Here is an 18,704-nt window from a genome sequence, read left to right as displayed (position 1 = left end):
AAGTGATTTTTTATTTACGCTTTCATAAAAAAATATAATGAGATTCCGTATATCCTATCTTTTCAGAATGAAAATGTTTAGATATGGAAAGCAACTTTTATTGATTTGTCAGAGCATAAGGGGGAAAGAGCATGATTACATTACAACGTACACCGTTATTTGATGTATACGCGAAGTATGGTGGAAAAACAATCGACTTCGGTGGTTGGGAATTACCAGTTCAATTTTCAAGCATTAAAGAAGAGCATGAAGCTGTACGTACAGCGGCAGGTTTGTTCGATGTATCTCATATGGGAGAAGTAGAGGTAAAGGGTGTAGATAGTTTAGCATTTTTACAACGTGTTGTTACAAATGACGTATCTACCTTAAAGGTAGGGGGCGCACAATATACAGCTATGTGCTATGAAAATGGTGGTACAGTAGATGATTTATTAATCTACAAACGTGGTGAAGAAGACTATTTATTAGTAATCAATGCATCAAATATCGAGAAAGATTACGAATGGTTAGCTAGCCATGTAATTGGCGATGCGACAGTAGTCAATGTTTCTAGTGAAGTTGCACAGCTTGCAATTCAAGGACCAAAAGCAGAAGGCATTTTACAAAAAGTTGTGTCAGAAGATTTGAAAGAAATTAAGTTCTTTAAATTTAAAAACGATATTCTTGTAGATGGAATTCCAGCACTTGTATCTCGTACAGGTTACACAGGTGAAGATGGATTTGAAATTTACTGTAAGAGTGAAGATGCTGCAAAGCTTTGGGAGAAACTTCTTGAAGTTGGAGCAGAAGAAGGCTTAAAAGCATGTGGTTTAGGTGCTCGTGATACACTTCGCTTCGAAGCAACATTACCACTTTATGGTCAAGAATTATCAAAAGATATTACACCGATTGAAGCAGGAATTGGCTTTGCGGTAAAACCAAATAAAGAAGCAGACTTCTTTGGAAAAGAAACGTTAAAAGAGCAAAAGGAAAACGGTGCATCTCGTAAGTTAGTCGGCATCGAAGTAATCGAACGTGGTATTCCTCGTACGCATTACCCTGTATTTATAGGAGAAGAAAAAATCGGGGAAGTAACGAGTGGTACACAATCTCCAACGTTAAAGAAAAGCATTGGTTTAGCACTAATTGATGTAAAATACGCAGCAGTTGATACAGAAGTAGAAATTGAAATTCGTAATAAACGCGTCAAAGCAGTAGTTGTTCCAACACCATTTTATAAACGTTCAAAGTAACGGGGAGAGGGGTAGATTTCATGTTGCATCGTTATCTTCCAATGACAGAAGAAGACAAAAAAGAAATGTTACAAACAATCGGCGTTCACACGATTGATGAGTTATTCTCTGATATTCCAGAGAGTGTTCGTTTTAAAGGGGATTTAAAAATTAAAGAAGCAAAATCAGAGCCAGAGCTTTTAAAAGAGTTATCTCAAATGGCTAGTAAAAATGCTAATTTAAAAGAATACGCTTCTTTCTTAGGAGCAGGCGTATACGATCATTACGCTCCAGTAATTGTTGATCATGTTATTTCTCGTTCAGAGTTTTATACAGCTTACACACCATACCAACCAGAAATTTCACAAGGGGAATTACAAGCAATCTTTGAATTCCAAACAATGATTTGTGAATTAACAGGAATGGATGTAGCGAACTCTTCTATGTACGACGGAGGTACGGCTTTAGCTGAAGCGGCAATGTTAGCGGCTGGCCATACTCGTAAAAAGAAAATTCTTGTATCTAGCGCAGTTCATCCAGAATCAAGAGCGGTACTTGAAACATATGCAAAAGGTCAACATCTTGAAGTTGTTGAAATTGATCATAAAAACGGTGTAACAGATTTAGAAGTATTACAAAGTGAAGTAGATGATACAGTTGCTTGTGTAATTGTTCAATATCCAAACTTCTTCGGACAAGTTGAAAAGTTAGCTGATATCGAAAAAATCGTTCATCAACAAAAATCATTATTTATCGTTTCTTCAAATCCATTATCATTAGGCGCATTAACACCACCAGGGAAATTTGGTGCTGATATTGTAATCGGTGATGCACAGCCATTTGGTATCCCAACGCAGTTTGGTGGACCGCACTGTGGTTACTTTGCAACAACGAAAGCATTTATGCGTAAAATTCCAGGACGTCTTGTTGGACAAACTGTAGATTCAAATGGTAAACGTGGGTTTGTATTAACGTTACAAGCACGTGAACAGCATATTCGCCGTGATAAAGCGACGTCTAACATTTGTTCAAACCAAGCATTAAATGCATTAGCAGCATCAGTTGCAATGACTGCGCTTGGAAAACAAGGTGTGAAAGAAATGGCACGTCAAAACATTTCTAAAGCACAATATGCAAAACGTCAATTCGAAGCGAAAGGCTTCACTGTAACGTTCGCTGGTCCATTCTTCAATGAGTTCGTTGTAGATTGCAAACGTCCAGTTAAAGAAGTAAATGATGCACTATTACAAAAGAATATTATCGGCGGTTACGACCTAGGCCGTGATTATAAAGAGCATGAAAATCATATGCTTGTAGCAGTAACAGAGCTTCGTACAAAAGAGGAAATTGACACACTTGTAAACGAAATGGGGGCTATCCAATGAAGAACCAAGACCAAGCACTTATTTTTGAAGTGACTAAAGAAGGACGCGTAGGATACAGCTTACCCAAATTAGATGTAGAAGAAGTGAAACTAGAAGATGTGTTTGAGAGCGATTATATTCGAGTAGAAGATGCAGAGCTACCAGAAGTATCTGAACTTGACATTATGCGCCACTATACAGCACTTTCAAACCGTAACCACGGCGTTGATTCTGGATTCTATCCACTTGGATCTTGTACGATGAAGTATAATCCGAAAATTAATGAAAACGTAGCTCGTTTCGCAGGATTTGCAAATATTCATCCACTTCAAGATGAAAAGACAGTGCAAGGTGCAATGGAATTAATGTACGACTTACAAGAGCATTTAATTGAAATTACAGGTATGGATACTGTTACATTACAGCCAGCAGCTGGTGCACACGGAGAATGGACAGGTTTAATGTTAATTCGTGCATACCATGAAGCAAATGGTGACTTTAACCGTACGAAAGTAATTGTTCCTGACTCTGCTCACGGAACGAACCCAGCATCTGCAACAGTAGCTGGTTTTGAAACAATTACAGTAAAATCAAATGAACATGGTCTTGTTGATTTAGAAGACTTAAAACGTGTTGTAAACGAAGAAACAGCAGCACTTATGTTAACAAATCCAAATACATTAGGCCTATTCGAAGAAAATATTTTAGAAATGGCAGAAATCGTCCATAACGCAGGCGGTAAATTATACTATGATGGTGCAAACTTAAATGCGGTATTAAGCCAAGCACGCCCAGGAGATATGGGATTTGACGTTGTGCATTTAAACCTTCATAAAACATTTACAGGTCCGCATGGTGGCGGTGGTCCAGGTTCTGGTCCAGTAGGTGTGAAAGCTGATTTAATTCCGTACTTACCAAAACCGATTTTGGAGAAAACGGAAAATGGCTATCACTTCAACTATGATCGTCCAGAAGCAATTGGGCGTGTGAAACCATTCTATGGTAACTTCGGAATTAACGTTCGTGCATACACATATATTCGTTCTATGGGTCCAGATGGCTTGCGTGCAGTAACTGAGTATGCTGTATTAAATGCGAACTACATGATGAGAAGATTAGCACCATTCTATGATCTTCCGTTCGATAGACATTGTAAGCATGAATTTGTATTATCAGGTCGTCGTCAAAAGAAACTTGGTGTACGTACGTTAGATATTGCAAAACGTCTGCTTGATTTCGGTTACCATCCACCAACAATTTACTTCCCATTAAATGTGGAAGAATGTATTATGATTGAGCCAACAGAAACAGAATCAAAAGAAACGTTAGATGGTTTCATTGATAAGATGATTCAAATCGCTAAAGAAGTAGAAGAAAATCCAGAAGTTGTACAAGAAGCACCGCATACTACAGTCATTAAACGTTTAGACGAAACGATGGCTGCACGTAAACCTATTTTACGTTATGAAAAGCTAGCTCCTGTACAAGTTTGATTAGAATAAAAAAGAACTCGCTATATGCGGGTTCTTTTTTTTGTGCAGGTAGGATGAAAAAAGTGTTAAAAATTATTATTTTTTGTTTCATATTGCTGTAAAGAAGCAGTTTTATAGCCGATTTTGTTGAAAAAGTCGGTTTGATAAAAGTATTTATTTTTGTTAGAATTTTATTGAAATTAAGAAGATGTGATGAGGAAAAAATTACTCATTTTTATGTATATGTGAAAAAACGAGCAATATGGGGGTGAAAGTGTGGGATATCGATGTTATAGAATGGTATACCATTTAGAAAATGGAGAAACAATTAAAGATATAAAAGAATTTTGTTACCGAGACCAAGGGAAAGTGCTAGAAAGAGTAGCTCATCGTGTAATGGACAATAGAGAAGTGACAGCGATTGATAAGCAGGGAACGATCATTTCAATAGCGTGTGAGGACATTGTAAAGGTAGAACTTGATTACATAACAGAAAGTTAGCCTTGAGTCATATCGAATTATTCGATAAAATATACTGTTGAATGGTGAAGAGAGCAGAGAGGAGTTTATCATGGGTAGTACAAGACACTTTTATATGTTTATTTTAGCTTTTGTTCTTGTTGTGGCGTTAACAATTTATTTAATTGTTGATAGCAGCTGGTACAATACAGTTCATCCGGCATTCCTTCTATTTATGTATGTAGGAATTGCGGTTGTTAGTTTCGGAATGAGAGACGAAATGTTAGATCGCTTTGAAAAGTGATACATATACGAAAGACCAACAGGAAAATGTTGGTCTTTTTTTCTTGCCAAGAATTTTAAAAGGCACCTTCTTCAATAACGACAATACGAGAGCAAAAGTTTATACAAAGAAACGCTAATAGGTACATCTTTCGGAGTATGTAATATAAAGCTGAAAACGATAACGAGAATGAGAAAGAGGAAAAATAAAAATAGGATTTGCTTATGTATAGAATTCTGCATACTATCCACTCCTTTTTTAGGTAGTATGTCCAAAAGAAAGAAGGGTATGAAAAATTTTAGGAGGGAGAATGATGAAAAAAAGAAAATGGTTATATAGAATAGGAGTCCTTTTATTTTCAATTGGTCTCATATTAGTAAATTTTTACTCAGATATACCATCGCCATTTCCTAATTTGCATAAAGGGATTGGTATGAGTGTTGTCATAGCTGGTCTGCTTTGTCTGATCGCATCAAATTTCTATAGAAAATCTGAATGAATATAAAGTGAAACTTTAATCAGTGGGGGTTTTGTCCATCCCCACTGATTATTAGCTGAACCAATCGGGCGTTTACGGGCAGTTGATCTCCCACCTAACTCCCTCGCATTCGCCGAATTTTGAGGTGGGGGTCTTACTGCCCGTTAATGCGGGATAAAAAAAGGACAGTTACTTCTTTTCAGAAGAACTGTCCTTTTTAAATAACTTATTCCATAGCTTGGCGATACTCCATATAATAACGATTGCAATGGAGGCAATAATGGACCAAACAATTGATACAATTTCAAGTGTCATGTTAGGAAGGAATGTGAGAATGGATACTACTTTATGAAACAATGATTCTATTATATGAAAACTTATCTGTAATAGAATGACGATACCAAGTGTAATCCATGCTAACATTTGTTTTCCTTTTTCTTTCCACATGACATTCACCTCACGTTAGCTTAATAGTTTTAAGCCAACAGCGCCGCATAGAATGCAGCTTAAGAAGGCAAGACGACGCCAATCCGCTGATTCGCGGAAAATAAGAATACCTAGAAGTGCACTACCGGCAGTTCCGATTCCAGTCCAAATCGCGTAAGCAGTTCCCATCGGTAATGTGTCCATCGCAAGGGATAAGAAGAAGAAGCTTACGCCGAAGTTAGCGATTAAAATAACTTTTGGTGCCCAGCCTTTCTTTTCAGTGGCTACTTTCATAAAGAGTACACCAATAATTTCACAAATACCAGCTAGAATTAAAAATACCCAAGCCATTTTATGCAGCCTCCTTCGTTTCTTTTTCTTCTGTTACTCGTTTTAAACCAATTACTCCGAAGAAGATTAAACCGATTAATAATACTTTTACAATAGAGAATGGTTCTCCGAAGATGAAAATCTCTGTAAGAACGATTCCGCCTGCGCCGATTCCTGTAAAGACTGCGTACACAGTACCGACAGGTAAATCTTTATAAGCTCTAAATAATAAGACGAAACTTACTGTAATTAATAGAGCGACACCTATCCACTCAAGTGGTGTCTCCGCGTGTTTTAGTCCAATTACCCAAAAGATTTCAATAATACCAGCTAAGATTACATAAATCCATGCCATATGTCATTTCTCCTTCCTACCAGTCGTTAGGTAAAGGGCTTAAAAACGACGCATTGCAAAGGAGCAATCCGTCAGTTTGAAAGTCCGCGCCAAAATACTTTCCAAGAGGCGTCTAAACGTGTCTCAAAACGATTTAAACCTGCGTATAGTAGTTCAACCATAAGACCGTCAAGTAAGCATAGAAAAGCTTCTAAGGCATCTTTTACTTCAATGTTATGCAGCTCATCTTGCTCGCTTGCCCTTTTAAATACAGGGAATAAAAGTTTTCCGACGTTTTCAATGTGTACATTCGCTTTATTGATAATTTGTTCGCGAAATGCATCCGGCGGAAAATAAGAAGTTCGTAACCAAAACATTGATTCTTCACTTTCACCAAATCGTTTTGCATAACCTTTTAACAGATTTACTAGTAATTCTTCAGTGGACAATTTTGAAAAATTTTCGATATCGTCTGTGAAGCTTTGCAAATCTTTTTGAAGAGCGGATTCTAAGCATGTGAAATATAACTCTTCTTTTCCTTTAAAGTGTGCGTAAATCGATGGTTTTTTAATCCCAACTTCTTGAGCAATATTTGCTAATGAAGTTCCTTCGTAGCCGTAGCGTGCGAAATGAGAAAGTGCTACAGCTTTAATGCGGTTTGCTGTCATTTTCATCCCCTACCTACCGTTCGTTAGGTTAATTATATGAGATGGAAAATATAAAGTCAATAGGTGAAGAGTTGAAAAAAGAGCGCTATAGTTAACGCTCTTTTTTAGACTGTTTCTCGCTCAATTAAATGGAATGAAAGTTCTTCTGCGTTGCCGATAATTTGTTCACTTTGAATTTGTTTATGGAATAAAGAAAAAGCATGTGAGCCCATTGTGAGACCGGGATGTTCAATAGTTGTAATTTCTAATGCTTTTGAAATTTCATGGTTATCAAATCCGAGGATAGCGAGGTCTTCGGGTATTCGAATGCCATGTTTTCGCGCCTCTGTTAATAAACCAGCTGCAACTTGATCGTTCGCTGTAAAAATAGCGGTTGGACGATTTTTCATGTTTAAAATACGATGAAGTATTTTTGCCCCGTCCTGCATCGTATAACATTGATGGAAAATCCAATCAGGGTGCACTGTTTTTCCTTCGTGACGAAGAGTATCGGCGAAAGCTTTTTTACGCTCGATTGAATTAACACTTGTTTTTCTTGCTAAACAAATGCCGATTTTTTCATGACCTTTACTGAGTAAATAGGAAGTACCAAGGCGGAATCCTTCATAATGATCTACAAAGACAGATGAAATGAGCGGATGTTTCATTTTTTCACATGAAATAATGGGGGCAAATTTTGCGAACGGTTCAATTTGTTCCCATGAACTCGTTCGAGAGCAAATAATCATCCCGTCGAATTGTTTCATTTTCATCATTTCAAGAACGCGAATTTCTTCAATACTATCGTAATTCGTTTGGCATAAATTAATATGATATCCAGCTGCTAATGCTTCGTTTCCGATTCCTTCAATAATGGTACTGAAGTATGGAACATTAATGAAAGGGAGCATAACCCCGATTGTATATGTTTTTCCCTTTATTAAATGAATAGCATTAATATTTTTTGCATAGTTCAATTCTTCAACTGCATCTAGAACACGCTTACGTTTTTCTTCTTTTACGTAAGGGTGATTATTAAGGACGCGGGAAACAGTTGCTATGGATACACCAGCAGTTTTTGCAATCTGTTTTATATTGGCCATATGTATCACCTCTTTACTTAATTATAAGGGGAAAATAATAAGAATGAAAAAATCTTGACCTGAAAAGCTTTTCACAAACTATGTTATAAACATGACTTCTGTTATTCGCGTAACCTTTTTATTTGGGCGTGAGAGTAGCGGGGTCTTTTTTGTATGTTTGCAAAGAGTTTTTGTCAAAATGTGTGAGAATAACGTGGAAAGTTTTCGGAGGAGGCGTTTCATAACGAAGCGAATATGAAGAGAGTATAAACGCTTCGGTCGTTAAGAGGGCGGTATGAAAGGGCGGAAACAAATTGAAAAAAGGAATCGTTTGTTTCGTGTTTTCTAGTGTATTACTTAGCTCATGTTCATTTCAGCAAACGATGCAAGAAGAAAAAACATTTGTGGGAACAACAGGGGGGGCTAAGGATCGTGTTACTGATCCTATCCCGCTAAAGGAGCTACCGAAATATTTTCCAGCGAAGTTCAAAGTTCCAACATTTTTACCTTATGACATTACGAGTGATGTGATGGGGGAGGTAAGGATGATGGGCAAGAAGAATGTTGTCGTAACGATTAAATATAAGCAACAAGAGAAAGGAAGGCGCGACTATATAGAATTAACAGTAGCAAACTTTTCTTACAGTTTTCCATACCTCGTAGAAGAGAATCGATTTCAAGAACAAATGAGGCTGAATAATGGAGCGCCTGCTTATTTTAAAAATAAGGATGATTACGAACGAGGAGATGAATTCGCTACGCTTATATGGCAAGAGCAGGGAATTGAATATCAGCTATTATATCGTAATGTAGACGAGAAAGATGAAGATGTAATCAAGCAAAATTTATTATACATTGCGAACAATATGGAATGAAAAAACTAGCTGAATTACACAGCTAGTTTTTTGTATGTTATTTCTTTTTAATTTTGCCTGTCCAAGATTTAAATCCACCTTGTAATTGGTAGAAATCTTTGTAGCCTTGTTTTTTTAAGTATTGTGCTGCACGACCTGTACGGAATCCGCTTTGGCAGTATAAGTAAACAGGTTGATCTTTACGAAGTTCTTTATGACGAAGGCGAACTTGTGATAACGGAATGTTACGTGCACCTAAAATATGCCCTGCGTTATATTCGTCTGCTTCGCGAATATCGATAAGCTGTGCTTTACGGTAGCCAGCGCGAAATTCTTCTTCTGTAAGAGTTTTAATTAATTTTTTCTGATAGAAATACATCCATACAGTGTAACCGATGAACGCTACGATTACGGCTAATAAAATAATCCAACTTGTTGACACGGTTCTATCGCTCCCTTTTTTCTAATCCTACTTTCAATATTATAATGCCCATATGTATTTATGCAACAGATTCATTCGCATATAAGAAGAAATTTCGTATTCTTTCACAAATTTTGTCGAATTTGGTAGACTAGAGAATGTGAAAAATAATTGGTTATATGAGGTGCAGGATGGGAAAAGAAAAATGGTGTTATATTAACTCTGGTCAATGTTCACCAGCATTTAATATGGCGTTAGATGAATGCTTATTAAATTGGCAAAGTGAAAAGAAAATGCCGCCAACAATTCGTTTTTATGAATGGGAAGTGCCGACATTAACAGTCGGGTATTTTCAGCGTGTTGAAAAAGACATTAATATGGATGTAGTTAACGAAAAAGAATATGGTTTCGTTCGTCGTCAAACAGGCGGCAGGGGTGTATTACATGATAAAGAATTAACGTACAGTGTTATTGTGTCTGAAGATCATCCAAATATGCCAAAAACAGTTACAGAAGCATATCGTGTTATTTCGCAAGGCTTATTAGATGGTTTTAAGGCATTAGGATTAGAAGCATATTATGCAGTTCCGAAAACAGAAGCGGATCGTGAAAATTTGAAAAATCCGCGTTCAGGAGTATGTTTTGATGCACCATCTTGGTATGAAATTGTAGTTGAAGGAAGAAAAATCGCAGGTAGTGCTCAAACACGTCAAAAAGGTGTTATTTTACAGCACGGTTCTATTCCGTTAGAAATAGATTTAGATGAGTTATACGATCTATTTTTATTCCCGAATGAACGTGTAAAAGAGCGTATGAAAAACATGTTTTCTTCTAAAGCGGTAGCGATTAATGAATTAACAGATCGTACATTTACGATTGAACAGTTAATTAAAGCGTTTGAAACTGGATTTGAAAAAGGATTAGATATAGAGCTTGTGCCGTATGAACTAACAGAAGAACAGCTTCATGAAGTTCAAACGTTAGCAAAAGAGAAGTATGAAAGTAATGAATGGAATTATAAAAAATAAGGAGATGGCGACCGCCATCTCCTTATTTTTATAGTAAAGTAAGTACTTTTTCTACTTTGATTCCTTTATCTTGTAAAGAACGAAGGCGATTTACAACGTCCATAATCTCTTTGTCGAATGTAACGCTAATACCTTGGCTTTGTAGCTCTTCTTTTAATCCTTCAATAGAATCATCTATGTCGATGCCAAGCTCGTAATCTTGACAAACTTCAATTGTCTTTTTCACAAGTTTAACATAATTTTCTTGTAGTTTTGTATTTGTTTCAGTCAAAGCAGGTTGCTTTGGTTTTGCAGGAGTAACCGGTGCTGTCTCTTGCTTTGTAACTGGAGTAGGTACTGTTTTTTTCATAGGTGCTGGAGTAGATAGTTCTACAGCTGCTTCAACACTTACTGGCTTCGGTGTTGGTACCGGAGTAGGTTTAGGCGCCATAGCAGGTGTTTCTACTCGCGTAACAGGTTTTGGAGCAGGTGTAACTGCTTTTGGAGCTTCTACAACTACTTCTTTTTTCGGAGTAGCTTCTGCAACTGTTTCTTCTTGCTCAGCAGCTTCTTTATTTTCTTTGCTCCACATAACGCGTTCAACTTCTAGAGAAACATTATTTTTGTTCATCGCTGTTAATGTAACTTTACCAACTTCAGCGTTCCCAGTGAAATCAACAATTTTATAAATAACACTCTTGTTCCAATCCACGTTTCCGCTCAAAAATAATTCTTCGTTACATTTCGGCGTTAAGCCCTCGATTTTAATTTCTGCGTTTACACCGTTTTCACTATATACCATAATTAGCGAAGCATTTACATCTTCGTCTGCTAACATTAGTTCACGTACCATTTTGCCGGTGCGTACTTGCGTTTTCTTCTTAACTGACATCTAATTTCTCCTCTCAAAAATTCAGTAATAATAAAAAAATCGTATAACGAAAAATAATTGCTCACGAAGATTTATGATACCGATAATAAAAGCATCACGTCAACAATTAACTTTAATTATTTTGCATTTTTCTTATTTTCTTTATGAAATTTTTCAATTTGTAAAATTAGACAGAAGAAAAAACAGCCTCTTGAGAGGCTGTTAAAAATTTGATTTTTTATATAGTAATTTATATAAAACGTAAAATAAGATAGCGATTAAGGCATTTTGCCAAAAGGTTAGATGATAAATGAGGTAAGGTTGCTTTTTGAAATAAATATTTAAGAATATAGCGGAACAAAATGGAGTAGCGAAAGCGAAACCAAATAGAATTCTTCTTTTCCAATTCATCTTCTGATCAAAGGAGTAACGCTTTAATAAATATAAAATAAACAGTATGCCTAGTATAATTAGTGAAACAGACAAAGTAGTTCCAAGGATGCTAAAAGGCGGACTTGATAATGTATTGTTTTTTTTAAAGAGAAACATAAAAAATGAAATAATTGCATCTATGCCAAACTGTATAGCAAGAAGTAAACTAATAGCAAATCCAATCAAAGAAGTTTTTTCTAGCTTTGTTTGGGTTGGTGAAGCTGATATAAGTTCATCGCAATAAGATTGTAAATCATCTCCAAAGATGTCGTAAGCATTTTTATTTTCTGTTTGTGCTTCGATAAGATGATCTAATATTTCTAGTAAAAGTTCCTCCATTTGTTGCTCGGGTACGTTAGATAATCGAAGATATACTAACATATCACCGTAAGCAGATTCGTTTTCAGGTGTTAGAAGTTCTCGTTTTCTATTGTTCAATTTAACCATATCTTGCGCATTCATCCCTATCACTCCCCTTGTAATAAATTGTTTACCGTCGTTGAAACCATTCCCCAGCTTTTTTTAAATTCTTCAAGCTGTTCTAATCCCTTATCAGTTACGTGATAATATTTTCGCTTCGGTCCAAGAGAGGAAGCCTTTAATGTACCTTCAATAAGTTTCTCTTTTTGCATGCGTAACAATAACGGATATATGCTTCCTTCGCTTACGAATGTAAAGCCATGTTTATTTAATTTTGTACTCAGTTCATATCCGTACACTTCTTCTTGTGAAATGATGTATAGAATACACCCTTCTAGTACACCTTTTAACATTTGGCTGTGCATGATTTCACCACCTTTTATCCAGGTAACTTGCGTTGCAAGGTAGCTGGTATCCAAATTATAACATTCAGTAACTTGCAACGCAAGTTACTGAAGTGGAAAACTTTAATCTGTGTTAATTTTACTTTGTTTCCCATACTAACGAGAGGAGGGAAGCATATGAAACCATTTATGCCAAAACTCGTTTACTTTGAACCGAGGGCACTCGAATATCCGCTTGGAAAAGAGCTTTATGAGAAGTTTACGAAGATGGGATTAGAAATTCGTGAAACGACATCACACAATCAAATTAGAAATTTGCCAGGCGAAAATGAATTGCAAAAGTATCGTAATGCAAAAGCGACACTAGTCGTTGGGGTGAGGAAGACATTAAAGTTTGATACATCAAAGCCGTCAGCTGAATATGCAATCCCGCTTGCAACAGGGTGTATGGGACATTGTCATTATTGTTATTTGCAAACGACACTTGGTAGTAAACCTTACGTAAGGGTGTATGTGAATCTAGATGAAATATTTGAGAAGGCAAAGCAATATATGGATGAAAGGGCCCCTGAAATAACAAGATTTGAAGCGGCGTGTACATCAGACATCGTCGGAATTGATCATTTAACACATGCATTAAAGCGGGCGATAGAGTTTATCGGAGACAGTGAACATGGACGTTTACGTTTCGTTACAAAATATTCGCACGTTGATCATTTATTAGATGCAAGGCATAATGGGAAAACGCGTTTTCGATTTAGTATTAATTCACGTTATGTGATTAAAAATTTTGAACCAGGGACATCGCCATTTGAAGAACGAATTGAGGCTGCACGTAAAGTGGCGGGGGCTAATTACCCTCTTGGTTTTATTGTTGCGCCAATTTATATGCATGAAGGGTGGGAAGAAGGGTACCGTGAATTGTTTGAACGGTTGTACAATGCGTTAAAAGATATGACGATACCAAATTTAACGTTCGAATTAATTCAACATCGCTTTACGAAACCGGCAAAAAAGGTCATTCAAGAGCGTTATCCAAATACGAAACTTGAAATGGATGAAGAGAAGCGGAAATATAAATGGGGACGATACGGTATTGGAAAATATGTATATCAAAAGGATGATGTGGAAGTATTAGAAGAAACAATACGAGGTTATATATATGAGTATTTTCCCGATGCAGAAATTCAATATTTTACATAAGGGGAATCTGTATGCGAATATGGATTCTTTTTTTGTTTTATATATTTAGGCTCGTTTCCACCTTGTCACGTTATTCTTTCTGGTGTATCATTTTATTGATTGCTTCGTACGGAATAAGCAAAATGAAATTGGATGGAGGAAACCGATGCCTACCCCTAGTATGGAAGATTATATTGAACAAATTTATTTGTTGATTGATGAAAAGGGTTATGCCCGTGTATCTGATATTGCTGAAGCGCTTAGTGTACATCCATCCTCTGTAACAAAAATGGTACAAAAATTAGACAAGGACGAATATCTAATTTATGAAAAATATAGAGGGCTTGTATTAACATCAAAAGGTAAAAAAATCGGAGAACGTCTCGTATATCGTCATGAATTGTTAGAACAGTTTATGCGCATTATCGGTGTGGATGAAAGCAAAATTTATAATGATGTAGAAGGAATTGAACATCATTTAAGTTGGGAATCAATTGACCGTATCGGTGATTTAGTACAATACTTTGAACAAGATGAAGTTCGAGTAGAAACACTTCGTGGTGTTCAAAAAGCAAATGAAGAGAAAAGTAATTAAGGGGAACGTATGGCGTTTCCTTTTTTATTTCAATCGAAAAGGACGGGAGAATAATGAAAGCGATTATTTTTGATTTTGATGGATTAATTGTGGACACAGAAACAATATGGTTTCACTCTTTTAGAGATGCTGTTCGTGAATACGGCGGCGAGTTACCTTTAGAGGAATTTGCAAAATGTATTGGAACGACAGATGAAGTGCTTTATGCATATTTAAAAGAGCAATTAAAAGAAAAGTTTAATGAGCGTACATTAAAGGAAAAAGTAACAACTTTACATAAAGAAAAAATGAAAATACCGAAAGCACGTGACGGTGTAAAAGAATATTTAGAAGAAGCGAAAGAAGTTGGATTAAAAATCGCATTAGCCTCCAGTTCATCTAGAGAGTGGGTCGTTCGTTTTTTAGAAGAGCTACAGATTAGAGAGTATTTTGAAGTGATTAAAACGAGAGAAGATGTCGTGAAGGTAAAACCAGATCCCGCTCTTTATAAAGTTGCGATAGAAGAATTAGGAGTTGAACCATCGGAAGCTGTTGTATTTGAAGATTCATTAAATGGATTGAAAGCAGCAATTGCAGCAGGATTAAAATGTGTCGTCGTACCTAATGATGTGACAAGAAATCTACAATTTGAAAACCATCACCTTCGTATCGAAAGTATGAAAGAAAAAAGTTTGAAAGAAGTACTTCAATATATAAAGTGAAACTTTAATTAATCGGGGCTTTTCTCATCCCCACTGATTATTTGCCCATACTAATTGAGATAAAAAAAGACCGTATTTCCTAAAAGGAAGCACGGTCTTTCTTTTTGTTTTTTTTACCTTCAATGACAGTTAAATGAGATTGTTTTCTTTTTCTTTTCAACGATGGAGAATTACCCTTTTTCCCCTTGTCATCAGAAGCATTTCGTTTCAAGAAAGAATTACTTAGGGGTGCTACATTTTGTTTCCCGTGTTTGCGGTTCGATTGTTTCGCTGCACGCTTATATGAGCTTTGCGAATTTGCAGAACCACTAGAGTTTGTAAACATTTTGTAGAGTAAGTAAAAGATACCGACGACAGCTAACATGATACCAATGTTTTTCAATATTCCCATTGGATCTGTAATAACAGATGAAACAAGGCCGAATATTGCTAATCCGATAATAAGCACAAATATAGCGAATGTAAACGAACGACCGTTCATAAGGGACACCTCCTAAAAACATATATTAAAATTAGTATATTAACGATGAGGAAAGGAGTTGAACACCATTTTTAAATAATTATTGTTTGTTTTCTAAACGTAATAATTCTTCAAACGATGCGATTGCAACTTCCGCTTGATCATCTGTTGGTTCTTTCGTTGTTAATAGTTGCAGCCATAATCCTGGATATCCAAGTACTCGCAAAACAGGGACATCTCGTAATCGATTGGTAAATTGTAATACTTCAAAAGAAATGCCGAGAACAACTGGAATTAATAAAATTCGGTTTACTACCCTTGCCCAAAGTGGATCTGTAGGAACTAGGAAATAAACAAACATTCCAATAATAACTGTAAATATTATAAAGCTACTGCCACAGCGATAATGGAGGCGAGTTTGCTTTTGAACATTGTCTACAGTTAGTGGAAGATTATTCTCATAAGCATTAATTACTTTATGCTCTGCACCGTGGTACTGAAACACCCTCTTAATAAGTGGGGTTAAAGAAATAAAGTATATATAGCTCAATAATAACATGAGCTTAATGACACTTTCGACAATGATTTGCCCTGTATGAGATGGGAAAATCGGTCTCGTTAGTTCAGCTAATAGTGCAGGAACTGCTGTGAAAATTACTTTACCGAATATGAACGATAAAACGCCAACTGCTGCAACTCCTAATATCATCGTTAATTTTGATTGTTCTTCTTTTTTATTTGCAATTTGTTCATCTTCTTCTGGGTGGACATCAAATCGTTCTGAAGCAAAGTTTAAATGCTTCGCTCCATTCGCACTTGCGTCCACGATAGCGGCAATACCTCGTATAAATGGAATCTTCTTTAGGATAGATAATGCTTTATTACGAACGCGTGGTAATCGATAAAATTCAATCGATTTATCTTTACGACGAACCGCTGTAACAGTATATTCTCTACCGCCAAACATAACTCCTTCTATGACTGCTTGCCCGCCATATATTTGTTTTGACTCTTCTGCCATGTTAACACCAACCTGTATTTGTTTCTCTCTTATGTAGAAAAAGAGGTAATTGTCATACTTGGTCCTGCCATTTTGAAATGAGACAATCACCGAGTTTCCTTTATTTTATCGACAAATACAAGCAGATGACAAGGGGAAATGTTACGAGAGTAGGACATTTCTTATTCTTTTTATAGACAAATTTCGCAGAATTTAAACATGCTTCAAAATAGTTTCGGGCATACTATTGAGCGGAGGTGTCAATGTGAATCAAGAACAATCAACGATAAGGAACTTTGTACAAATTGGTTTATTTGGAGGCTTGTTTTGGGGAAGTATATGGTATTTCCTTCATATATTCTCGTTTACAGAAGCTGGACCTAATTATTTCCTTTTACCGTTTGCGTTTGGAGATTGGAAAGAAGGGGTTTGGGGAAATATGCTAGGCATCGTTTGTATGGGACTTCTTTCAATTTTAGTGGCCTTGCTCTATAAAGCTCTTTTTAAAAAGTTTGAAGGCGTACTACCTGGTATACTATACGGTTTATTTTGGTGGGCATTATTATTTTTGGGAATGGGGATAATGGCACCAGTTATAAAAAGTGCACTTCATTTACCGAAAGGAACAATTGTAACAACAGCATGTATCTTTATATTATATGGTGTCTTTATTTCATACTCTGTTGCATTCGAAGCGAACAATACAAATAGAGGAGAAGGGCTCGAGAAGACAAACTATTCAAATAAGTGATTCGTATGTTAAAATGTCGTATAGACATTCTTTAATATTAAGGAGTTTTAAGAAAATGAAAAAGTTACTCCTCGTAAATGGTCCTAACCTAAATCGCCTTGGTGTCAGAGAGGTAAATGTATATGGAGAAGGAACGTTAGCGACGCTTGAAACAGATATGAAACAAGAAGCAGAGAAAATGGGAGTGGAGTTAGAATGTTTTCAATCGAATCATGAAGGAGCTATTATTGATATTATTCATGAGGCTGATGACATATATGAAGGAATCATTCTAAATCCAGGTGCATTTACGCATTATAGCTATGCGATTCGGGATGCTATCGCAAGTGTTTCGATTCCGGTTATTGAAGTACATATTTCTAACATTCACCAGCGTGAATCGTTCCGTCACGAATCTGTGACGGCGGCTGTTTGTGCAGGACAAATTGTTGGATTTGGTTTTTATGGCTATAAGCTAGCGTTATTTGCATTAATGGAGAAATTGAGGGAGGCATAAAGTAATGGGAAAGATCGAGAGATTAAGAAGTGCTTTTGATGAGGCTGGTATTGACGGTATCGTATTAACGAATGAACATAGCCGTAGATATATGGCGAATTTCACAGGAACAGCTGGTGTTGTACTAATTTCAAAAGAACGTGCTCTATTTATTACAGATTTCCGTTACGTAGAGCAAGCTAGTAAGCAAGCGGTTGGATATGAAATTGTACAGCATGCAGGATTAATTCTTGATGAAGTTGCGAAACAAGTTAAAGAACTAGGAATTCAAAAACTAGGATTTGAACAAGATACTCTTACATATAGCTCTTACGTAACGCATAATGAAGCGATCGAAGCTGAATTTATCCCAACTTCTGGGCTTGTAGAAAAGTTACGCTTGATAAAGACTGATTCAGAGATTAAGATATTAAAGGAAGCTGCACAGATTGCAGATGCTGCCTTTGAGCATATTCTATCATTCATTCGCCCGGGAGTATCTGAAATTGAAGTGTCAAATGAACTTGAATTTTTCATGAGAAAACAAGGAGCGACATCTTCTTCGTTTGATATTATCGTTGCTTCAGGTCTTCGTTCGGCATTACCGCACGGCGTGGCATCTGAAAAAGTGATAGAAAAAGGAGATTTCGTTACATTAGACTTCGGCGCTTATTACAAAGGATATTGCTCTGATATTACTCGTACGATTGCAGTCGGTGAACCGTCTGATAAATTAAAAGAAATTTATAATATCGTTTTAGAAGCACAACTACGTGGTGTGAACGGTATTAAAGCTGGTTTAACGGGCCGTGAAGCTGATGCATTAACGCGTGATTACATAACGGAAAAAGGATATGGTGAATACTTCGGACACTCTACTGGTCATGGAATCGGTCTTGAAATCCATGAAGCACCAGGTTTAGCGTTCCGTTCTGATACATTACTTGAACCAGGTATGGCTGTAACAGTAGAACCAGGTATTTATATTCCAGGTGTTGGCGGGGTACGTATTGAAGATGATATCATTGTAACAAGTGAAGGTAATGAAGTAATAACGAAATCACCAAAAGAACTTATTATTTTGTAATACACAGGAGGATTTTTT

General features: G+C 36.4%; 25 protein-coding genes. 14 read left to right on the top strand and 11 right to left on the bottom strand.

Annotation, left to right across the window (positions count from 1 at the left end):
• Nucleotides 1-131 precede the first annotated feature (131 nt).
• The 6 genes from gcvT to LUS72_RS20910 all read left to right on the top strand — a co-directional run bounded on the left by gcvT (nucleotide 132) and on the right by LUS72_RS20910 (nucleotide 5,288).
• Nucleotides 132-1,232: a glycine cleavage system aminomethyltransferase GcvT gene (gene gcvT / locus LUS72_RS20935; RefSeq protein WP_000631767.1), complete on the top strand. Its 1,101-nt coding sequence runs from the start codon at nucleotides 132-134 to the stop codon at nucleotides 1,230-1,232.
• Between the two features lie 20 nt (nucleotides 1,233-1,252).
• Complete coding sequence (gene gcvPA, locus LUS72_RS20930; protein WP_097830707.1) at nucleotides 1,253-2,596, top strand: aminomethyl-transferring glycine dehydrogenase subunit 1; 1,344 nt, start codon at nucleotides 1,253-1,255, stop codon at nucleotides 2,594-2,596.
• A complete protein-coding gene (gene gcvPB, locus LUS72_RS20925; RefSeq protein ID WP_000795709.1) occupies nucleotides 2,593-4,068 on the top strand; it encodes an aminomethyl-transferring glycine dehydrogenase subunit 2 in 1,476 nt (491 codons plus the stop codon). Before gcvPA ends, gcvPB begins: the two co-directional genes overlap by 4 nt.
• A gap of 276 nt (nucleotides 4,069-4,344) precedes the next feature.
• Nucleotides 4,345-4,548 carry a DUF3929 family protein gene (locus tag LUS72_RS20920; protein WP_000262494.1) on the top strand — a complete coding sequence of 68 codons (204 nt, stop codon included), beginning with the start codon at nucleotides 4,345-4,347 and terminating at the stop codon, nucleotides 4,546-4,548.
• A gap of 70 nt (nucleotides 4,549-4,618) precedes the next feature.
• Nucleotides 4,619-4,810, top strand: a complete 192-nt coding sequence (locus LUS72_RS20915; RefSeq protein WP_000535934.1) for a hypothetical protein — start codon at nucleotides 4,619-4,621, stop codon at nucleotides 4,808-4,810.
• A gap of 292 nt (nucleotides 4,811-5,102) precedes the next feature.
• Nucleotides 5,103-5,288 carry a hypothetical protein gene (locus LUS72_RS20910; RefSeq protein ID WP_141533236.1) on the top strand — a complete coding sequence of 62 codons (186 nt, stop codon included), beginning with the start codon at nucleotides 5,103-5,105 and terminating at the stop codon, nucleotides 5,286-5,288.
• Nucleotides 5,289-5,456: 168 nt separating this feature from the next.
• Here the strand turns inward: LUS72_RS20910 and LUS72_RS20905 are convergent, their stop codons facing one another.
• The 5 genes from LUS72_RS20905 to LUS72_RS20885 form a co-directional block, all read right to left on the bottom strand.
• Nucleotides 5,457-5,714 (bottom strand): DUF3975 family protein, encoded by a 258-nt coding sequence (locus LUS72_RS20905; protein ID WP_097830710.1) that lies wholly within the window; start codon nucleotides 5,712-5,714, stop codon nucleotides 5,457-5,459.
• A gap of 15 nt (nucleotides 5,715-5,729) precedes the next feature.
• Nucleotides 5,730-6,044 (bottom strand): DMT family transporter, encoded by a 315-nt coding sequence (locus tag LUS72_RS20900; RefSeq protein ID WP_000312621.1) that lies wholly within the window; start codon nucleotides 6,042-6,044, stop codon nucleotides 5,730-5,732.
• Nucleotide 6,045: 1 nt separating this feature from the next.
• Nucleotides 6,046-6,378, bottom strand: coding sequence for a DMT family transporter (locus LUS72_RS20895; protein ID WP_002145771.1), 333 nt, complete (start codon nucleotides 6,376-6,378; stop codon nucleotides 6,046-6,048).
• A gap of 71 nt (nucleotides 6,379-6,449) precedes the next feature.
• Nucleotides 6,450-7,031, bottom strand: a complete 582-nt coding sequence (locus tag LUS72_RS20890) for a TetR/AcrR family transcriptional regulator (protein WP_128853419.1) — start codon at nucleotides 7,029-7,031, stop codon at nucleotides 6,450-6,452.
• A gap of 98 nt (nucleotides 7,032-7,129) precedes the next feature.
• The gene (locus tag LUS72_RS20885) at nucleotides 7,130-8,107 is read right to left on the bottom strand and encodes a LacI family DNA-binding transcriptional regulator (RefSeq protein ID WP_097830712.1); all 978 of its coding nucleotides are present in this window, start codon (nucleotides 8,105-8,107) and stop codon (nucleotides 7,130-7,132) included.
• 317 nt (nucleotides 8,108-8,424) lie between these two features.
• Here LUS72_RS20885 and LUS72_RS20880 point away from each other — a divergent pair, with 317 nt between their 5' ends.
• Nucleotides 8,425-8,961 (top strand): DNA polymerase III subunit delta, encoded by a 537-nt coding sequence (locus LUS72_RS20880; RefSeq protein WP_141533260.1) that lies wholly within the window; start codon nucleotides 8,425-8,427, stop codon nucleotides 8,959-8,961.
• Between the two features lie 37 nt (nucleotides 8,962-8,998).
• Here the strand turns inward: LUS72_RS20880 and LUS72_RS20875 are convergent, their stop codons facing one another.
• Nucleotides 8,999-9,382: a rhodanese-like domain-containing protein gene (locus LUS72_RS20875; protein WP_097830714.1), complete on the bottom strand. Its 384-nt coding sequence runs from the start codon at nucleotides 9,380-9,382 to the stop codon at nucleotides 8,999-9,001.
• Nucleotides 9,383-9,552: 170 nt separating this feature from the next.
• Between LUS72_RS20875 and LUS72_RS20870 the strand changes: the two genes are divergently transcribed.
• Nucleotides 9,553-10,389: a lipoate--protein ligase family protein gene (locus tag LUS72_RS20870; protein WP_000514069.1), complete on the top strand. Its 837-nt coding sequence runs from the start codon at nucleotides 9,553-9,555 to the stop codon at nucleotides 10,387-10,389.
• A gap of 28 nt (nucleotides 10,390-10,417) precedes the next feature.
• Here the strand turns inward: LUS72_RS20870 and LUS72_RS20865 are convergent, their stop codons facing one another.
• From LUS72_RS20865 to LUS72_RS20855, 3 genes are all read right to left on the bottom strand, one after another.
• Nucleotides 10,418-11,260 (bottom strand): hypothetical protein, encoded by an 843-nt coding sequence (locus tag LUS72_RS20865; protein WP_264448230.1) that lies wholly within the window; start codon nucleotides 11,258-11,260, stop codon nucleotides 10,418-10,420.
• Between the two features lie 201 nt (nucleotides 11,261-11,461).
• Nucleotides 11,462-12,133 (bottom strand): DUF1129 family protein, encoded by a 672-nt coding sequence (locus LUS72_RS20860; RefSeq protein ID WP_264448229.1) that lies wholly within the window; start codon nucleotides 12,131-12,133, stop codon nucleotides 11,462-11,464.
• A gap of 5 nt (nucleotides 12,134-12,138) precedes the next feature.
• Nucleotides 12,139-12,456: a PadR family transcriptional regulator gene (locus tag LUS72_RS20855; RefSeq protein WP_000556081.1), complete on the bottom strand. Its 318-nt coding sequence runs from the start codon at nucleotides 12,454-12,456 to the stop codon at nucleotides 12,139-12,141.
• Between the two features lie 156 nt (nucleotides 12,457-12,612).
• Between LUS72_RS20855 and splB the strand changes: the two genes are divergently transcribed.
• From splB to LUS72_RS20840, 3 genes are all read left to right on the top strand, one after another.
• On the top strand, nucleotides 12,613-13,638 hold the full coding sequence (gene splB / locus LUS72_RS20850) for a spore photoproduct lyase (protein WP_336297050.1): 1,026 nt from the start codon (nucleotides 12,613-12,615) through the stop codon (nucleotides 13,636-13,638).
• Nucleotides 13,639-13,783: 145 nt separating this feature from the next.
• Nucleotides 13,784-14,212: a transcriptional regulator MntR gene (gene mntR, locus LUS72_RS20845; protein ID WP_001143080.1), complete on the top strand. Its 429-nt coding sequence runs from the start codon at nucleotides 13,784-13,786 to the stop codon at nucleotides 14,210-14,212.
• 53 nt (nucleotides 14,213-14,265) lie between these two features.
• Entirely contained in the window at nucleotides 14,266-14,913 is a 648-nt protein-coding gene (locus LUS72_RS20840) for an HAD family hydrolase (RefSeq protein ID WP_141533238.1), read from the top strand.
• A 79-nt stretch (nucleotides 14,914-14,992) separates the two neighbouring features.
• Here the strand turns inward: LUS72_RS20840 and LUS72_RS20835 are convergent, their stop codons facing one another.
• Together LUS72_RS20835 and LUS72_RS20830 are read right to left on the bottom strand one after the other, a co-directional pair.
• A complete protein-coding gene (locus LUS72_RS20835; protein WP_097830722.1) occupies nucleotides 14,993-15,394 on the bottom strand; it encodes an SA1362 family protein in 402 nt (133 codons plus the stop codon).
• A 79-nt stretch (nucleotides 15,395-15,473) separates the two neighbouring features.
• A complete protein-coding gene (locus LUS72_RS20830; RefSeq protein WP_097830723.1) occupies nucleotides 15,474-16,394 on the bottom strand; it encodes a DUF1385 domain-containing protein in 921 nt (306 codons plus the stop codon).
• Between the two features lie 244 nt (nucleotides 16,395-16,638).
• Here LUS72_RS20830 and LUS72_RS20825 point away from each other — a divergent pair, with 244 nt between their 5' ends.
• Genes LUS72_RS20825 through pepQ form a run of 3 tightly spaced genes read left to right on the top strand, consistent with a single transcriptional unit; the run spans nucleotide 16,639 to nucleotide 18,686 of the window.
• On the top strand, nucleotides 16,639-17,124 hold the full coding sequence (locus LUS72_RS20825; protein ID WP_128853427.1) for a YqhR family membrane protein: 486 nt from the start codon (nucleotides 16,639-16,641) through the stop codon (nucleotides 17,122-17,124).
• A gap of 55 nt (nucleotides 17,125-17,179) precedes the next feature.
• Complete coding sequence (gene aroQ / locus LUS72_RS20820) at nucleotides 17,180-17,620, top strand: type II 3-dehydroquinate dehydratase (protein WP_000735138.1); 441 nt, start codon at nucleotides 17,180-17,182, stop codon at nucleotides 17,618-17,620.
• A gap of 4 nt (nucleotides 17,621-17,624) precedes the next feature.
• On the top strand, nucleotides 17,625-18,686 hold the full coding sequence (gene pepQ / locus LUS72_RS20815; RefSeq protein WP_097830725.1) for a Xaa-Pro dipeptidase: 1,062 nt from the start codon (nucleotides 17,625-17,627) through the stop codon (nucleotides 18,684-18,686).
• Nucleotides 18,687-18,704 lie beyond the last annotated feature (18 nt).

The organism is Bacillus cereus (assembly GCF_025917685.1).
Classification (GTDB): Bacteria; Bacillota; Bacilli; order Bacillales; family Bacillaceae_G; genus Bacillus_A; species Bacillus_A cereus_AT.
Note: the sequence above shows the minus strand (reverse complement) of the source record. Positions and strands in the feature narration are given on the sequence as shown.

Excerpts from the sequence above, each read along its gene's own strand:
- LUS72_RS20860 (WP_264448229.1), bottom strand. The coding sequence starts at position 12,133 with ATGAATGCGCAAGATATGGTTAAATTGAACAATAGAAAACGAGAACTT.
- LUS72_RS20905 (WP_097830710.1), bottom strand. The coding sequence starts at position 5,714 with ATGTGGAAAGAAAAAGGAAAACAAATGTTAGCATGGATTACACTTGGT.
- LUS72_RS20870 (WP_000514069.1), top strand. The coding sequence starts at position 9,553 with ATGGGAAAAGAAAAATGGTGTTATATTAACTCTGGTCAATGTTCACCA.
- gcvPA (WP_097830707.1), top strand. The coding sequence starts at position 1,253 with ATGTTGCATCGTTATCTTCCAATGACAGAAGAAGACAAAAAAGAAATG.
- LUS72_RS20910 (WP_141533236.1), top strand. The coding sequence starts at position 5,103 with ATGAAAAAAAGAAAATGGTTATATAGAATAGGAGTCCTTTTATTTTCA.
- mntR (WP_001143080.1), top strand. The coding sequence starts at position 13,784 with ATGCCTACCCCTAGTATGGAAGATTATATTGAACAAATTTATTTGTTG.
- gcvT (WP_000631767.1), top strand. The coding sequence starts at position 132 with ATGATTACATTACAACGTACACCGTTATTTGATGTATACGCGAAGTAT.
- LUS72_RS20840 (WP_141533238.1), top strand. The coding sequence starts at position 14,266 with ATGAAAGCGATTATTTTTGATTTTGATGGATTAATTGTGGACACAGAA.
- LUS72_RS20915 (WP_000535934.1), top strand. The coding sequence starts at position 4,619 with ATGGGTAGTACAAGACACTTTTATATGTTTATTTTAGCTTTTGTTCTT.
- gcvPB (WP_000795709.1), top strand. The coding sequence starts at position 2,593 with ATGAAGAACCAAGACCAAGCACTTATTTTTGAAGTGACTAAAGAAGGA.
- pepQ (WP_097830725.1), top strand. The coding sequence starts at position 17,625 with ATGGGAAAGATCGAGAGATTAAGAAGTGCTTTTGATGAGGCTGGTATT.
- LUS72_RS20830 (WP_097830723.1), bottom strand. The coding sequence starts at position 16,394 with ATGGCAGAAGAGTCAAAACAAATATATGGCGGGCAAGCAGTCATAGAA.
- LUS72_RS20865 (WP_264448230.1), bottom strand. The coding sequence starts at position 11,260 with ATGTCAGTTAAGAAGAAAACGCAAGTACGCACCGGCAAAATGGTACGT.
- LUS72_RS20900 (WP_000312621.1), bottom strand. The coding sequence starts at position 6,044 with ATGGCTTGGGTATTTTTAATTCTAGCTGGTATTTGTGAAATTATTGGT.
- LUS72_RS20890 (WP_128853419.1), bottom strand. The coding sequence starts at position 7,031 with ATGAAAATGACAGCAAACCGCATTAAAGCTGTAGCACTTTCTCATTTC.
- LUS72_RS20895 (WP_002145771.1), bottom strand. The coding sequence starts at position 6,378 with ATGGCATGGATTTATGTAATCTTAGCTGGTATTATTGAAATCTTTTGG.
- aroQ (WP_000735138.1), top strand. The coding sequence starts at position 17,180 with ATGAAAAAGTTACTCCTCGTAAATGGTCCTAACCTAAATCGCCTTGGT.
- LUS72_RS20920 (WP_000262494.1), top strand. The coding sequence starts at position 4,345 with ATGGTATACCATTTAGAAAATGGAGAAACAATTAAAGATATAAAAGAA.
- LUS72_RS20855 (WP_000556081.1), bottom strand. The coding sequence starts at position 12,456 with ATGCACAGCCAAATGTTAAAAGGTGTACTAGAAGGGTGTATTCTATAC.
- LUS72_RS20885 (WP_097830712.1), bottom strand. The coding sequence starts at position 8,107 with ATGGCCAATATAAAACAGATTGCAAAAACTGCTGGTGTATCCATAGCA.
- splB (WP_336297050.1), top strand. The coding sequence starts at position 12,613 with ATGAAACCATTTATGCCAAAACTCGTTTACTTTGAACCGAGGGCACTC.
- LUS72_RS20835 (WP_097830722.1), bottom strand. The coding sequence starts at position 15,394 with ATGAACGGTCGTTCGTTTACATTCGCTATATTTGTGCTTATTATCGGA.